Consider the following 15,426-nt stretch of genomic DNA (forward strand, 5'->3'; position numbering starts at 1 on the left):
CGCACGTTTCCGGGAGAAGGATCACACTGCCCCGCGCCTATGCACGGTTTCGCCAATCCCGCCCGTTTCCTGCGCCTTGCCCGCTGGATGATGCCACTTTTGCTGGTCACCGGCCTGCTCCTGTCGATGGGTGCGGTCCTGTACGGCGTGCTCGTCGTCCCGCCGGACCGGCTGATGGGCGAAACCGTCCGCATCCTGTTTATTCATGTGCCTGCGGCTTGGCTTGGCATGGCCGGATGGTCCACCATTGCGATAGCCAGTTTGGTAGAACTCGTCTGGCGGCACCCGCTGGCCGCCATTGCCGGGCGTGCTGCAGCGGTGCCAGGCGCGGTCTTTACCGCTATCTGCCTTGCCACCGGATCAATCTGGGCGCGGCCCACGTGGGGCACGTGGTGGGTGTGGGATGGCCGCTTGACCAGCTTCCTCGTTCTGCTGTTCCTCTATTTCGGCTATATCGCGCTGTCCGGTGCAGCGCAGCGCGATATGGCAGGCGGCGGCGGAGGTAATCGCATCACCGCCATTTTCGGGCTGGTTGGTGCGATCAACATTCCCATCATCAACCGCTCGGTCGTGTGGTGGAACAGCCTGCACCAGCCACCTTCGATCACGGCGGGCAAATCCGCCATTGATGGCACTTTCCTGTGGCCGCTGCTCATTGCAGCGCTGGGCTTCAGTCTGGTGTTTGGTGGTGTCGTCATCGCGCGCATGCGCACTCTTCTGGCCGAAATTCAGGCCGAGGCGCGTTTGCGCCGGAAAGCCATGGCATAACAGTACGATGCGTGAAGGTCTTGAGCAGTGGGATTATGTTATCGCCGCGCTATCAGTGGGGGTGATCGGCACGCTTTTGCTGGTCGGCTGGACGCTGGCTGCCATGGTCCGCGCAGAACGCCGCAGGGATAAGGTCAGAGGAAAGTGAACACCAAGGTTTCCGGCGGCGGCATCAAGCCCAAGCATCAGCGCCTCGTCCTGATTGTCATCGCTCTTGTCGCGCTGGTTGGTGCGGGGCTGCTTGCGGCCTATGCACTGTCTAACCAAGCCAGCTATTTCTACGTTCCGGCCGATCTGGTGAAAGACCCGCCGGAAGAAGGTCGCGCCATCCGTCTCGGCGGCATGGTGGAAAAAGGCTCGCTGAAAACTCGCGCTGACGGCATCACCATCGATTTCGTGGTCAGCGATGGTAAGGCCCGGGTGCCTGTGCGCTTCACTGGCATCACGCCCGACCTGTTCGTCGAAGCATCTGGCGTGGTTGCCGAAGGGCGCATGGAGGGTAGCACCTTTGTGGCCGACAACCTTCTGGCCAAGCACGATGAAAACTATGTCCCGCGCCAGATGGGCGACATGACTCCAGAACAGGCCAAGCAAGTGGTGGCGCAAACGCAATGATCGCCGAAATCGGCCTTGCCGTCCTGTGGATGGCCGCAGCCCTTGCCGTGCTGCAATTGTTTGCGGGCTTCTCTGCGCTGCGTCCGGGTGGGCAGGTGCTGGCAGGCGTGGTCCGCCCGCTTGCTGTTATTCAAGGCCTGTTGGTGGGCGTCTCGTTCGTCTGCCTGGTTTCGCTGTTTCTGGAAACGGACCTGTCGGTAAAGCTGGTCGCTGCCAACAGCCATTCGATGAAACCGTTCATTTTCAAGCTGGCGGGCACATGGGGCAACCACGAAGGCTCGATGCTGCTGTGGATTACCGTCATGGCGATGTCTGGCGGAGTTGTTGCTTTGGTGGAAAAGCGGCTGCGCGAAGACACGCTGATTGCCACGCTGGCAGGGCAAGCTTTTGTCAGCCTAGGTTTCTACGCGTTCCTGCTGCTATCCTCGAACCCGTTCGAGCGTTTGCCTGAACCTGCACCTGAAGGCCAAGGCCTCAACCCGCTTCTGCAGGACATCGGCCTCGCCTTCCATCCGCCCACGCTCTATGTCGGCTATGTCGGCCTGTCGGTCGCCTTCAGCTTTGCCATCGGTGCGCTGATCACTCGCGATGTAGGTCCGGCCTTTGCCCGCGCGATGCGGCCGTGGGTGCTGGGCGCGTGGATTTTCCTCACGGTTGGCATCACCGCTGGGTCCTACTGGGCGTATTATACGCTCGGCTGGGGCGGTTGGTGGTTCTGGGACCCAGTTGAAAATGCCTCGCTGATGCCATGGCTTGCCGCTACGGCACTGCTGCATTCCTCATCGGTCCTTGCCAGTCGCAACGCCTTGCGCGCGTGGACCGTGATGCTCGGCGTGATCGCGTTTTCCATGTCGATGGTCGGCACGTTCCTCGTCCGCTCGGGCATTCTTACCTCCGTTCACGCTTTCGCGGTCGATCCTGAGCGTGGCTCGTTTATTCTGGCGCTGCTTGCGATCTACATCGGTGGTGCGCTGGCGCTGTTCGGCATCCGCGCTTCGACCGTGACCGAAGGCGAACGCTTCAGCCTCGTCAGCCGCGAAGCCAGCCTTGTTTTCAACAATGTGATGCTCTGCGGCATTCTGGGCATTGTGTTGCTTGGCACGTTGTACCCGCTGATGACCGAGGCGTTCGACGCCAAAGTCTCGGTCGGCCCGCCCTATTTCAACCCTGTTTCGGCCATCTTCGCGATACCGATGATGCTGATGATGAGCGTTGGGCCACTGCTGCGCTGGCGCAAGGACAAGCCGTCGCGGATCACCGCCACGGTGGCGATCCCGGCGCTGGTTGTGGCGTTGGTGCTGCTGGGCGTCGTGCTCATGTTCCCGTCGATCCGCATTCTGCCCATGCTTGGCCTTGCGGTGGGTGTCGGCCTTGCCGTGGGCAGTTGGTTGCCGCTCAAGGGCCGTAACTTGCGCCGCACACCGCTGGCCGTATGGGGCATGGTTCTGGCACATTGCGGCCTTGGTGTGGCCCTGTTTGGCGCGGCCAGCGAAAGCGCTTTTTCGATTGAACGGCTCGCCGCCATGAACGTGGGTGATACGCAACAGGTCGGCCCGATCACGGTCAAGCTTGAGAGCATGGGGCCGGTTGCTGGGCCGAATTGGACCGCGATCGAGGCCACGGTCAGCGCCACTCACAATGGTGGCACGCCGGTTCTTCTGCGCCCACAGGCGCGCACGTTTACCTCGCCTCCGGGGGAGCGTACGGAATCTGCGCTGTATACGCGCTGGAACGGCCAGCTCTACGCCGTTCTGGGCAACGAGGGTGATGATGGCCGCTGGCAGATGCGCTTCTGGTGGAAGCCGTTCGTGCCGCTAATCTGGCTGGGCGGGCTGCTGGTGGCCTTTGGCGGTCTGATTGCACTGCTCGGTCGCGTGGCGCAGGATGTGAAGCGCGTGCGCGCGACGGACAAGATCGCCTTCCGCAAAGCGCAGCAGGACATGCTGAAATGAGCGAGGAAGCACCGAAACGCTCAGGGCCCAAACGCTCCAGTCTGGCCATCTGGCTCCCGCTCGCGCTGTTCGGGGCATTTTTCGTGCTCGTCATTTGGGGGCTCTATCGCCCGGCAGACCGGGATGTGGTCAGCGCTTTTGTCGGCAAGCCCCTTCCGCAATTCAACCTGCCCGCTGCCGTTGCAGACCGGCCTGGCCTGTCTACTGCCGCTATGACCACCGGCAAACCACGTCTGCTCAATGTTTTCGCCAGCTGGTGCGTGCCTTGCGCGGTAGAGGCTCCGCAGCTTGAAGCCTTGCGCCAACAGGGCGTCGAGATTGACGGTGTGGCCATTCGTGACCGGCCCGAGGATTTGAACCGCTTCCTCGCCAATTATGGCAACCCCTTTGCCCGGATCGGCAAGGACGATCTGTCCGAGGTGCAGGTGGGCATTGGTTCATCGGGCGTGCCCGAAACCTTCGTGATCGATGGCAAAGGCGTGATCCGCTATCAGCACATTGGCGAAATCCGCCCTGAAGATGTGCCGTTGATCCTGCAGAAGTTGAAAGAGGCGCAATCATGAAGCGTCTTGCAACATCGTTGTGGCTGGCCATCGCCCTGCTTCTCACCGCGCCACTGGCAGCGCAAGACCAGATGCCGCCCGCACCGCTGGCCTACAAGCAGCTTGATGATCCGACGCAGGAAGCCAGCGCGCAAAGGCTGATGGAAACCTTGCGCTGCCTGAAGTGTCAGAGCCAGTCGATTGCCGATAGCGATGCGCCAATGGCAGGCGATATGCGGCATCAAGTCCGCACCCGCATCGCTGCCGGTGAGGATCCTGAAGCCATCCGCGCCTGGCTGATCGAGCGGTATGGCGATTATGTCAGCTATGCGCCGCAGAACAAACCGATCATGTGGCCGCTTTTTGCTGCGCCACTGGTATTCCTGCTACTCGCCGTGCTGCTGCTGCGCGGGCGTTTCCGGCGCGCCAAGGCCAAGGAAGATAACGCATGACCTGGGCCATCATCCTGCTGATCGCCGCCGCCGCCTTTGGCATTATGGCCTTTGCGTTGAAGTTGCCGCGCGCCGGGTGGGAATTGACCGGCGCTGCGCTGCTTGTCGGCATCGCTGGGTACGCGTTGCAGGGGGCGCCATCGCTGCCCGGTGCCCCCAAGGCCCCGGTTGAAAATAAGCGCGCCGCCGATGAAGCCCTGCTCAAACAGCGTCAGCAGATGGGCGATGGCTTTGCCAAGGGCCAAAGCTGGATGATCCTTGCCGATGGACTTGCCCGCCAAGGCCAGTTCGGCGCTGCCGCCGAAGTGCTGCGCAAAGGCACGCAGCAGTTCCCGCAGGATGCCGACCTGTGGGTCTCGCTGGGCAATGCGCTGGTCGGCCATAGCGATGGGGTCATATCCCCTGCCGCACAATTCGCTTTCCAACGGGCCGCCAACATCGACCCCGCCCATCCCGGACCGCCGTTCTTCATGGGCCTCGCGCTTGCGCAGTCGGGCCGCTTGCCTGAAGCCCGGGCGATGTGGGCCGAACTGCTCGAACGCTCGCCCGCAAGTGCCCCATATCGGGCCGATCTGGCCGCGCGGGTGCAACGGATCGATTCGATGATGGCCATGACAGCGGGCGCCGAAACCACAGGTTCGCCGGTAGAGGCAGGACCTCCAGCCCCTGCTGTTTCGGGCGCAGCGGCTGAATAATTGCCTTAAGCACCGGCCTGAATCGCTGGCCTAAATCGCATGATCGAGACGGCGTCTCTGGCTCTGCCTTTCGGTTCATCCGGTTGTCGTTACCGCCCCATTGCAGGGGTTATGGGGCGGTGCTAAAGCGCCGCGCCATTCCACCGTTCCGGGGGATGGCAAATGGCTGAAAAGCCGGGGGCACGGTCGTCATGAGTAATGCCGCAACCACAGCAGAACGCCCCGGCACAGGTGCGCCCGGCGCGGCCACAGCCACAGGCCCGGGCGGGCACGGCCATACGCAAGGCCCACTCCTGAAGCTCGCCGTAGGCGCCATTGGCGTGGTCTTTGGCGATATCGGCACCAGTCCGCTCTACGCCTTGCGCGATACATTCGCCGGGCACCATCCGCTCCCGCTCGATCTGCTGCATATCTACGGCATCATCAGCCTGATGTTCTGGTCGATGATGATCATCGTGACGTTCAAATACGTGACGATCATCATGCGCGCCGACAACAAGGGGGAGGGCGGCAGCCTCGCGCTGCTGGCGCTGATCAATCAGCACACAGATGGCAAACGCTGGGGCAAGGGGATCATCCTGCTCGGCGTGTTCGCCACCGCGCTGTTCTATGGCGATTCGATGATCACACCGGCGGTGTCGGTGATGGGCGCGATTGAGGGTGTGGCGGTCTATCGCCCATCGATGCAGGGCCTGATCGTGCCGCTGGTGGTAACCATCCTGATCGGCCTGTTCTTTATCCAAAGCCGGGGCACAGCCAAAGTTGCGGCCTTTTTCGGCCCGATCATGCTGCTCTATTTCGCCACCATCTCGGTGCTTGGTGCCATGAGCATCGCCCAATATCCGCAAGTCATCGCCGCGCTCAGCCCGCACTATGCGGTCAAGATGTTTGCGATGGATCCGTTTCGCGGTTTCCTTGCCATGGGTGCAGCCGTGCTGGCTGTCACCGGGGCAGAGGCGCTCTATGCCGATATGGGCCACTTCGGGCGTAAGCCGATCCGCATGTCGTGGCTGGTCTTTGTGTTGCCCGCGCTGGTGCTGAACTATCTGGGGCAGGCCTCGCTGCTAATCCGCAATCCCGCAGCGCTGGAAAGCCCGTTCTATTTCCTTGCGCCGGAATGGTTCCAGTGGCCGCTGCTGTTCATCGCCTCGGCTGCTGCTGTCATTGCCTCGCAAGCGGTGATTTCGGGCGCGTTCTCGGTCACGCAGCAGGCGATCCAGCTTGGTTTCATCCCGCGCATGACGATCAAGCATACCTCGACCGCCGCAGGACAGATCTACATTCCAGTCATCAACTGGGCGCTGATGATCGCGGTGATCCTGCTGGTGCTGATGTTCCAGCGCTCATCAAACCTTACCGCCGCCTATGGCATTGCGGTGACCGGTGCGATGCTGATCGACAATTTCCTGCTGGCCGTGGTGCTGTTCAAACTCTGGCAGTGGAAAATGCCGGCGGCCATTGCCATGCTGGCGCTGTTCTTTGCAATCGACGCAGCCTACCTTGGTGCGAACCTGACCAAGATTCCCGATGGCGGCTATGTGCCGCTGGTGATGGGCGTAGCCATCTTCACCTTGCTCACCACATGGTCACGCGGGCGCGCCCTGATGCGGGCCAATATGGCTGAAGGCACCATTCCGCTGGAAGTTTTCACCAAGTCTGCCCATTCCAGCGCCGCGCGCGTTTCGGGCACGGCCGTATTCATGGCTTCGACCGCAGCGGGCGTGCCGTCAGCGCTGCTGCACAATATCAAGCACAACAAGGTGTTGCATGAACGCGTGGTGATCCTGACCGTATCGATCGAAGACGTCCCCTTCGTTGAGGAAGCGGAACGCTTTTCGGTCAAGGATTTCGGCAATGGCTTCTACCGCCTGACCATGCGCTTCGGCTTCCTTGAGGAAACCGATGTGCCCGCCGCGCTCAAGAAGGTCAGCATGTGCGGTGAACCGTTCAACATGATGAAGACCAGCTTTTTCCTCTCGCGCCAGACTCTGATCGCATCAGACAAGCCAGGCATGGCGCTTTGGCGGGAAAAGCTGTTCGCGTGGATGCTGCGCAATGCCGCCAGCGCCATGGAATTCTTCCGCCTGCCAACAAACCGCGTGGTCGAACTTGGCAGCCAATTGAAGATCTGATCCATCTGCAACGATCCCGGACAGAGCGCATCTACCGGCTCTAACCCGTCACAGGCTTGGAATAGCGAGGGAAACAGCTATCTTGCCCTCTAGACCAGCCAAGAAGGGCGCATCGCAATGTCTGATAAGGCGCTCTTGCGCGAAATACTCGATGCCCAGCTTGAAATGGTTTGCCGCTTTCGTGCCGATGGCACGATTTTGTTCGTCAATCGCGCCTATGCCCGCACGCTGGGGCAGGAACCGGCGGATTTAACCGGGCGGAATCTGTGGAAGCATGTTTCGGACGAGGATCACGAACACGTGTCGGCCATGCTTGCTCGGCTGACCCCACAAAGCCCTGAACTTACCATCGAAAACCGCTTTGAATCCGCCACAGGCCCACGGTGGACGCTGTGGCGCAATCACGCGCTGGAATTTGATGCACACGGCAATTGGCAGGTGGCGCAGTCTACCGGCATCGACATTACCGAGCGCAAACAACTGGAAGAACAGCTTGAACTGCTGGTGGATGAGCTGAACCACCGGGTCAAAAACACGCTGATGGTGGTTCAGGCCATGGCACACCAAACCTTCCGGGGCGCTAAACTGCCTGCTGCGCCTGTGGGGGCATTCAACGAACGGATCGCCGCCTTGTCTGCAGCGCACGATGCGCTCAGCCGGACGAACTGGACCGGCGTGCCACTGGCCGAGATCGTGCACCACGGCTTGTTGATCTGCGAACATGGCGACAATCGGGTGCAGTTTTGCGGGCCAAACGTGCTTATCTCGTCAACGGCCACGGTTTCGTTGGTCATGGTACTGCATGAACTTGCCACAAATGCGATGAAATACGGGGCCTTGTCCGCAAGCAGTGGCAAGGTTTCGATCGTCTGGTCGCTCTGTCCCGATGGGGATGTTATGATGGAATGGCAGGAAAGCGGTGGCCCGCCGGTGCGTGCGCCAGTCCGCAAAGGGTTTGGGTCGCGGCTTGTGTCCGATGCAATTCCCCGGCAACTGGGGGGATCGGTGCAACTTGATCTCGATCCGCAAGGCGTGCGGTGCCGCATCACCTTACCCGCCGAGATATGCAAGGCAGGCGATACCGCAGGAATGGAAAGATGATCGAAGGCCAATGATGCTCAAGGATAAGCGCATCCTCGTGATCGAGGATGAATTCATCGTGGCGGCAATGCTTTGCGATACGCTCGAGGATGCTGGCGCGATTGCGCTGGGCCCGGTGGGGCGCGTCAGCGAAGCGCTATCGGCCATATCCGCAGGTGGCATTGATGCGGCCGTGCTGGACTGGAACCTTGCCGGAGAGCCCGGTCTGCCGCTCGCAGAAGCGCTGGCAGAACGTGGTGTGCCGTTTGTCATCGCCACAGGCTATGGCTCGGTCGATGCACCGTTTGATGACCGGCCAATTCTGGGCAAGCCCTATGTCTCGTCGCAGCTTTTGGACAAACTTGGCGCCTTCTTTTCTGCTTGATATCAGCAGCATCCGGGAACGGCGCACGCGCCGCCCCGGGCTGTCTGACGGAATTCTCAGTCTTTCTTGGCTTCTGCCACAGATTCGTTGTGCAGGCTGGCTTCCATTTCTGCCGTTTCCTGCTTGGCTTTCGCGGCACTTTCCTTGCCAAGTTCATCTGTCGCCGCGGCGGCATCATCCACGGCCTTTGCCGCCTTGTCGCCCATTTCGTCGGTTGCAGCAGCAGCCTTGTCCGCTGCGCTGGCCACGTCGTTTCCAGCTGATTCTGCGGTGGTTTCAGCAGCTTCCTGCGTCTTTTCCGAACAAGCTGTAAGGGCGAGCGCGCTGGCCGCAGTCGCGGCGATCAGGATGAGTTTACGCATTTCGTGAATGACTCCCAGTGTATATCAGACCCGCATTTGCAGGTTGAAGCTGCAACGCACCACTGCGCAAGAATATCCCGGCAAAGGCGTTTTGGCATTAAATGAACAGGGCGCAGGATCCATAAGGATACTGCGCCCTGCCAGATAACCATATTCTTACGCGGTGCTTAGCCCAAGTTTGCGCTCACCATCGCATAGAGCATCGGCAGCGAAAGCAGCGTGTTGGTGCGGCTGGCATAGAGTGCGCGCGGTGCAGCGGTAGCCTTTTCTTCGGCAGTGGCTTCCACGATGCCAAGGATCTTCTTCTGGGCAGGCCAGATGATGAACCACACGTTGAATGCCATGATCAGCGCCAGCCACATGCCAACGCCAATCAGGTTTACATTGCCTTCACCGGTGAAGGTCATCGCCTGATGCGCATAGCCTGAAACAGCCGCAATGCCGAGGCCGGTGAGCACAGTCAGCAGTGCGCCATAGCGGAAGAAGAAGAACACCTTGGGTGCGATGTGCCCGGTGATCGCGCCCTTCTGTTCGGCAGGGATCTTGGGCATGGTCGGCACCTGCACGAAGTTCAGATAATAGAGCAGGCCGATCCACACGATGCCGAAGAACACGTGAAGCCAACGCAGCACGGCGTTCGCATCGACAGGCGCGGAATCGCCATAGGCCAGCATCAGCGCAATCGCCGCAACAAGACCTACGACGAGAACGAGATGAAGATTGCCAAAGAACTTGGCCATGAGAATTTCCCCCTATTTGCAACCGTCATGTTTTGCAGGGACACGACCATGCCCCTCCGGTTATCGCGCATATTAGGCAGCACGTCGCAAAAGTCACACAAAAATAGGTTGCGGCCTTTGCCGATCAATCGTGCGGGGGATTCTTCTCGACCTCGGTTTCGGCCCCCACGGCCAGCCCATGTTTCAGCAGCATCGGGATCTGCGAGAAGGTGAACAGGAACGAAAGCGTGGTCACGCCCCACAGCTTTGCCTGCAGCCAGATTTCGAAGTTGCCGTTGGCGGTGTTGAAAAAGTGGCGCAAAACTTCGTTCAGCCCAGCCAGAAACAGGAAGAACAACCCCCAGTTGCGTGACAGCTTCAACCAGCCTTCATCGCTCAATCCATCAAATGCCGCTTCGAGCAAATAGCGCAACATGGCCTTGCCGCGCGCCAGCCCGGCAAACAATACGGCGGCAAACAGCAAATAAATCGCGGTCGGCTTCACCTGAATCCAGAACGGATCGCCAAGCAGCACGGTCAACGTGCCAAAGCCCAGAATCAGCACAGTCGATAGCCACAGCATCGGCGAAATCTTGCCCAGACGCAGCTTGGAGATGATCAGCGCCAGCACCGTTGCGCCCATGAACACCGCCGTGCCCTTGGTCACCGCCACCACTTCAGCCAGCCCTGCATCGCCGCCTTCGGGCTTGAAATAGCGATAGGCCAGAAAGAACACGAGCAGAGGGCCGTAATCGACCAGCAGGTTGATCCAGGATGACTTGGGCTTGGGCTTTGTCTCGCTCACCGGTAAACTCCTGCGATGACCTTGGCGACCAGATCGGGATCGAAGGGGCGCAGATCATCAATCTTTTCGCCCACGCCGATGGCATGGATCGGCAAGCCATATTGCTCGGCCGCAGCCACCAGCACACCGCCGCGCGCGGTGCCGTCCAGCTTGGTCATGATCAGGCCGGTCACGCCTGCAACTTCCTTGAAAATCTCGATCTGTTGCAATGCGTTCTGCCCGTTCGTGGCATCAAGCACCAGCACCACGTCATGCGGCGCCTCAGCGTTCAGGCGGCCCAAAACGCGGCGCACTTTGGCCAGTTCGTCCATCAGTTCGCGCTTGTTCTGCAATCGCCCTGCGGTATCGACGATCAGCGTATCGATCCCGGTATCGGTCGCCGATTTCACCGCATCGAACACGATGGCCGCTGGGTCGCCGCCTTCCGGCCCAGTCACGATGGGCACGTCCAAACGCTCGGCCCATACCTTCAGCTGGCCAATGGCGGCGGCGCGGAAAGTGTCTCCGGCGGCCAGCATCACGCCATAGTCCTGTTCCTGAAACAGGTGCGCCAGCTTGGCGATGGTGGTGGTTTTGCCTGAACCGTTCACGCCGATCACCAGGATCACTTGCGGGCGCGGAAAGGCTGTGATTTCCAGCGGCTTGGCCACGGGGCGCAGGATCGCGGCGATTTCCTCTGCCACGGCTTCCTTCACGCCCTGTTCGTCAACACCGTTCTCGAACTTCGCCGCCTTCAGCTTCTCACGGATGCGCGCGGCGGCGCGCGGGCCTAAGTCGGAGAGGATCAGCGCGTCTTCCAGATCGTCAAGCTGCGCCTCGGTCAGTCGCGATGCGCCGACGATGCTGCCAAGGTTTTCGGCAAGCCGTTCAGAAGTCTTGCGAAAACCTCCGAGAAGTCGCTCGGACCAACTCTCGCCACTCATTCCAACATTCCTTCAACGATCTTGGTCGGCGTCACCGTCACCAAGCTCCCGGCGGGGGTGCCTTGCGGTACACGGTAGCTCGCAAAGTGCGGCGCATGGCCGGTTCCGTCGCGCTCGGCAAGCACTTGCGCAGGCTTGCCGATCAGCGTGGCAAGCCAGCGGGCGCGCTCGTCTGCCACCGCAGCGCGCACTTGGGCCGCGCGTTCGCGCACCAGTACCGGATCGACTTGCGGCATCCGCGCTGCCGGGGTGCCGGGGCGGGGGGAATAGGGGAAGATATGGCCGTGAACGATGCCGCATTCGCGCACGATCGAGACATTTTCTTCATGCATTTCAGCGGTTTCAGTGGGGAACCCGGCGATCAGGTCTGCGCCGATGGCAATATCGGGCCGCCGCGCTTTCATCTGCTGCACAAGGTCAATCGCCTGCGTGCGGGTATGCCGCCGCTTCATCCGTTTGAGCACTATGTCGCTGCCCGATTGGAGCGAGAGGTGGATGTGCGGCATTACGCGCGGTTCAGCGGTGATGAGGTCAAACAAAAGCGGATCAATCTCCACCCCGTCGAGCGAAGAGAGGCGAAGCCGGGGGAGAGTGGGAAACCGGTCGAGGATTGCCGCAACCAAATCCCCCAGTTTGGGAGTGCCCGGCAGATCAGCGCCCCATGACGTTACATCAACCCCGGTCAGCACCACCTCATTGACGCCCTGATGCGGGTTAGGTGCATCTAGGTGCATCTTGGTGCTGTTCAGGAATATCGCGTTTTCAACCGCAGAAAGCAGGTCAACTATCGGCAGGGAAACGCTTTTTCCGCGCCCTTGGGGGATAATGCAAAACGTGCAGGCATGATCGCACCCGTTCTGCACCGGCACGAAGGCACGGGTGTGAAGTCCAACATTGCTCCCCCGCTCCAACTGTTCACCGCTCCCCCGCGAAGGCGGGGGCCTCAGGCGTTCATCAACAACCCTGAGGTCCCCGCCTGCGCGGGGACGCCAGTTGGTGGGATCGAGCTTGACGCTATTGGAAACCACCGCATCGACTTCGGGCATCGCCGCAAAAGCATCGGCCTCAATCGTTGCCGCGCACCCTGTGACGACCAGCCTTGCGCCAGGATTTTCGCGCCGCAGCTTTCGCACTGCCTTGCGCGATTGGCGCACGGCTTCGGCGGTTACCGCGCAGGAATTGACCACGACGGTGGGCGGACCATCGGCCAGAAAGCCCCGGATCGCCTCGCTTTCGGCAATGTTCAGGCGGCAGCCCAATGAGATGACTTCGGACGTCATGCGGGGAAATCAGCGTCCTCGAACGTGCCTTCGAAGCTGAGCGTAGCAGGGCCGGTCATGTCGATGGAGCCATTTTCTGACCAAGTGATGGTCAGCGGCCCACCCGGCAGATCCACGCGCACTTTGCGCCCAGTCAGTTTGCGACGGATTGCGGCGACCGCGGTAGCGCACGCACCCGTGCCGCAAGCCTGCGTCAGGCCCACGCCGCGCTCCCACACGCGCAGCCTGAGGTGATCAGGACCAACCACGCTGGCAACGTTGACGTTGATTCTTTGCGGAAAAAGCGGATCATGTTCGATCAGAGGCCCGAGCCGTTCAAGCTCCACCGCGTCGGCATCGGGCACGAAGAAGATCACATGCGGATTGCCGACATTGACACCGACCGGGTTTTCCAGATCTTCCCAGCCCACCGGCATATCCAGCGTGTCCATTGCATAGGACACAGGAATTTCATCCCAACGCAGCCGTGGTGTGCCCATATCGACAGAAACGCCATCGTCGGTTGCCGTCGAACGGATCAAGCCTCCAAGTGTTTCAATGCTTTGCGTAGCACCCAGAAGCAGGCCGACCGCGCGAGAGGCATTGCCGCAGGCCTCCACTTCGCCACCATCGTGGTTGAATATCCGCATCCTGACGTCAGCGATTTGCGAAGGTTGCAGCACGATCAGCTGGTCGCAGCCAATTCCAGTGCGGCGGTTTGACAGGGCAGCGGCGCGGCGCGCGGTCATGGCAACCGGCGCATCGCGGGCGTCGATTACCACGAAATCATTGCCCAGGCCGTGCATTTTGCGAAAAGAGATGCGCATGTCCCGCGACTTAGGGACTGCAGCGCTGCAAAGCAATCTGTTGCGCCGGGAAGCAGTGCTTCAGCAGGGCAAGATCTTAGGCCTCAGGCCGATGCAGCTTTGCGGGGTACCCGAAGTTTGGGCGCTTTTTCGCCAAGGCTCACCTTGTCTTCGGCGGCAGCCGCAAGCAGGCTGTTTTCGGCAAGGATCGAGCGTACACCTTCTGCGTCTGACGGCTGGCCGTAAAGAAAGCCCTGGCCCTTGAATGATCCAAACTTGCGAATGGCAGCAAGGACTTCAGGTGATTCAATACCTTCGGCAGTGATGGGCAGGTTCATACCTTTGCCCAGCGATGAGATGGCTTCAATGATTGTTGCGCTATCGCTGCTTGTGCCAAGGCTGGAGACGAAGAAGCGATCTATCTTGATCTGATCAAACGGCAGGGTGCGCAATTGGGCAAGCGATGAATAGCCAGTTCCAAAATCATCCAGACTGATGCGGATGCCCTGGTTTTTCAGGCTGGTGATCAGCGTGCGCACCACGCCGATATTTTCATGCAAACAGGTTTCGGTAATCTCGATATCCAGCCGGTGCGGCGGAAAATTGGCCTCTACCAGCAGTTTGAGCAGTTTTTGCGCAAACCACGGATCCCGCAACTGCAACGGCGAGATGTTGACCGACAGTGTCAACTTGGGATCCCAATCGCGCGCATCGCTAAGCGCACGGCGGATCAGGCTTTCGGAAAGTTCGGAAATCAGGCCGATTTCTTCGGCAATCGGGATGAAGATTTCAGGCGAAAGCAGGCCGTGCTGCGGATTGTTCCAACGTGCCAGCATTTCAAAGCCAGTGAGCTCTCCGGTATCGAGATCGACCTGCTTTTCGTAATAAGGAATGAATTCGCCACGGGGAATGCCATCGCGGATGCCGCGTTCCAGTTCGCTGCGGAAGCGCAGTTCGCTTTCCATGTTCTGTTCGAACCAGCAATAGCGATTACGGCCCGATTTCTTGGCCTGATACATGGCAAGATCGGCCTGATGCATCAGCTTGGCGGCAAGGCCGTGCGTCTCGTTCGGATCGCGGCCTGCAGAAGTGGCAACACCGAACGATGCGGTTACTTCAAGCAAGACACCTTCGGCTTCCACCGGCTTGGCAACGCCGATGCTGATACGCGCCATGAGCCGGTCGATGGCCTCGACATGATCAGGGTCATAGATCGCAGCAAAGGCAAATTCATCACCGCCCAGGCGCGCCATGATCGAGCGATCGGGCAAAATGGCCCGAATGCGCTCTGCCGATTGCATCAAGATCGCATCACCAGCCTGATGGCCGTGCGCATCATTGGAGCGCTTGAAATTGTCGACATCCATCATCATCACGACCACTTCATGGCCGGTAATGCGCGCCGTGCGGATCATCTCTTCCAGCGCCGGGCCAACGCTGCGACGGTTCAGGCAGCCGGTCAGCGGATCGGTGTGGGCGAGGCGATGGGCGGTTTCTTCGGCCAAACGGCGCTGACCCACTTCGCGGGTGAGGTCTACGTAGCGCCGCCAGCCAAACAGCAGCAGGGCCACGTTGAGGATCAGCGCGACGCCCAGCATCGGTTCACGCGGGGGAGTTCCGGTTCGCAACAGAAGAAGGAAGTCGGTCAAAACTGATGATCCGGTGGCTACAAACATGAGCACCGCTGCAACAATTATACCCAGACCGACCAGATCATGCGCCATGGCATTGCCGTTGTCTGTAGTCTGGTCCGTCTCAACCGGCATGGAAGCCATAATCCCGTTTCCGCTTTTTGCCGTGATCGCGGATTGCATTGGCTGCAACTGCGCGTTCACTGCCTTTCCCGTCAGGCCAAAAGAAGTAGGGGATCGTCCTGAAGTTTTGGTTAAGATTGCCTTTGCGTCTTCGGTTCGTCGCACTGAGCGCGAGGC

Annotated in this window: 17 protein-coding genes; 10 read left to right on the top strand and 7 right to left on the bottom strand. The window is 60.2% G+C overall.

The genetic code is table 11. The features are described 5' to 3' along the window. Positions 1–39: 39 nt before the first annotated feature. The 10 genes from ccmC to AC2A1F_RS03105 all read left to right on the top strand — a co-directional run bounded on the left by ccmC (position 40) and on the right by AC2A1F_RS03105 (position 8,621). Complete coding sequence (gene ccmC / locus AC2A1F_RS03060; protein WP_484207286.1) at positions 40–768, top strand: heme ABC transporter permease CcmC; 729 nt, start codon at positions 40–42, stop codon at positions 766–768. Between the two features lie 7 nt (positions 769–775). Beyond that, positions 776–916 (top strand): hypothetical protein, encoded by a 141-nt coding sequence (locus tag AC2A1F_RS03065; RefSeq protein ID WP_484207287.1) that lies wholly within the window; start codon positions 776–778, stop codon positions 914–916. Further along, the gene (gene ccmE / locus AC2A1F_RS03070; RefSeq protein ID WP_484207288.1) at positions 913–1,383 is read left to right on the top strand and encodes a cytochrome c maturation protein CcmE; all 471 of its coding nucleotides are present in this window, start codon (positions 913–915) and stop codon (positions 1,381–1,383) included. Before AC2A1F_RS03065 ends, ccmE begins: the two co-directional genes overlap by 4 nt. Continuing rightward, a complete protein-coding gene (locus AC2A1F_RS03075) occupies positions 1,380–3,335 on the top strand; it encodes a heme lyase CcmF/NrfE family subunit (protein WP_484207289.1) in 1,956 nt (651 codons plus the stop codon). Before ccmE ends, AC2A1F_RS03075 begins: the two co-directional genes overlap by 4 nt. Then, positions 3,332–3,898 carry a DsbE family thiol:disulfide interchange protein gene (locus AC2A1F_RS03080; protein WP_484207290.1) on the top strand — a complete coding sequence of 189 codons (567 nt, stop codon included), beginning with the start codon at positions 3,332–3,334 and terminating at the stop codon, positions 3,896–3,898. Before AC2A1F_RS03075 ends, AC2A1F_RS03080 begins: the two co-directional genes overlap by 4 nt. Further along, positions 3,895–4,329 carry a cytochrome c-type biogenesis protein gene (locus AC2A1F_RS03085; RefSeq protein WP_484207291.1) on the top strand — a complete coding sequence of 145 codons (435 nt, stop codon included), beginning with the start codon at positions 3,895–3,897 and terminating at the stop codon, positions 4,327–4,329. Before AC2A1F_RS03080 ends, AC2A1F_RS03085 begins: the two co-directional genes overlap by 4 nt. Continuing rightward, a complete protein-coding gene (locus AC2A1F_RS03090) occupies positions 4,326–5,024 on the top strand; it encodes a tetratricopeptide repeat protein (protein ID WP_484207292.1) in 699 nt (232 codons plus the stop codon). The genes AC2A1F_RS03085 and AC2A1F_RS03090 overlap by 4 nt, the downstream gene beginning before the upstream one ends. Positions 5,025–5,215: 191 nt before the next feature. Then, entirely contained in the window at positions 5,216–7,156 is a 1,941-nt protein-coding gene (locus AC2A1F_RS03095; RefSeq protein WP_484207293.1) for a potassium transporter Kup, read from the top strand. Positions 7,157–7,273: 117 nt separating this feature from the next. Further along, positions 7,274–8,257 (top strand): sensor histidine kinase, encoded by a 984-nt coding sequence (locus tag AC2A1F_RS03100; RefSeq protein WP_484207294.1) that lies wholly within the window; start codon positions 7,274–7,276, stop codon positions 8,255–8,257. Between the two features lie 10 nt (positions 8,258–8,267). Beyond that, positions 8,268–8,621 (top strand): response regulator, encoded by a 354-nt coding sequence (locus tag AC2A1F_RS03105; protein WP_484207295.1) that lies wholly within the window; start codon positions 8,268–8,270, stop codon positions 8,619–8,621. A 56-nt stretch (positions 8,622–8,677) separates the two neighbouring features. Here the strand turns inward: AC2A1F_RS03105 and AC2A1F_RS03110 are convergent, their stop codons facing one another. From AC2A1F_RS03110 to AC2A1F_RS03140, 7 genes are all read right to left on the bottom strand, one after another. Continuing rightward, positions 8,678–8,983 carry a hypothetical protein gene (locus AC2A1F_RS03110; protein WP_484207296.1) on the bottom strand — a complete coding sequence of 102 codons (306 nt, stop codon included), beginning with the start codon at positions 8,981–8,983 and terminating at the stop codon, positions 8,678–8,680. A 167-nt stretch (positions 8,984–9,150) separates the two neighbouring features. Then, positions 9,151–9,723, bottom strand: coding sequence for a urate hydroxylase PuuD (locus tag AC2A1F_RS03115; protein WP_484207297.1), 573 nt, complete (start codon positions 9,721–9,723; stop codon positions 9,151–9,153). Between the two features lie 124 nt (positions 9,724–9,847). Continuing rightward, entirely contained in the window at positions 9,848–10,507 is a 660-nt protein-coding gene (locus AC2A1F_RS03120) for an inner membrane-spanning protein YciB (RefSeq protein ID WP_484207298.1), read from the bottom strand. Further along, positions 10,504–11,430 (bottom strand): signal recognition particle-docking protein FtsY, encoded by a 927-nt coding sequence (ftsY, locus tag AC2A1F_RS03125; RefSeq protein WP_484207299.1) that lies wholly within the window; start codon positions 11,428–11,430, stop codon positions 10,504–10,506. The genes AC2A1F_RS03120 and ftsY overlap by 4 nt, the downstream gene beginning before the upstream one ends. Beyond that, positions 11,427–12,710 carry a MiaB/RimO family radical SAM methylthiotransferase gene (locus AC2A1F_RS03130; RefSeq protein WP_484207300.1) on the bottom strand — a complete coding sequence of 428 codons (1,284 nt, stop codon included), beginning with the start codon at positions 12,708–12,710 and terminating at the stop codon, positions 11,427–11,429. Before AC2A1F_RS03130 ends, ftsY begins: the two co-directional genes overlap by 4 nt. Continuing rightward, positions 12,707–13,516, bottom strand: a complete 810-nt coding sequence (gene dapF, locus AC2A1F_RS03135; protein WP_484207301.1) for a diaminopimelate epimerase — start codon at positions 13,514–13,516, stop codon at positions 12,707–12,709. Before dapF ends, AC2A1F_RS03130 begins: the two co-directional genes overlap by 4 nt. Positions 13,517–13,599: 83 nt before the next feature. Continuing rightward, on the bottom strand, positions 13,600–15,270 hold the full coding sequence (locus AC2A1F_RS03140; protein ID WP_484207302.1) for a putative bifunctional diguanylate cyclase/phosphodiesterase: 1,671 nt from the start codon (positions 15,268–15,270) through the stop codon (positions 13,600–13,602). Positions 15,271–15,426: the final 156 nt, after the last annotated feature.

This window comes from Novosphingobium sp. HNCC26BN242, assembly GCF_057180525.1.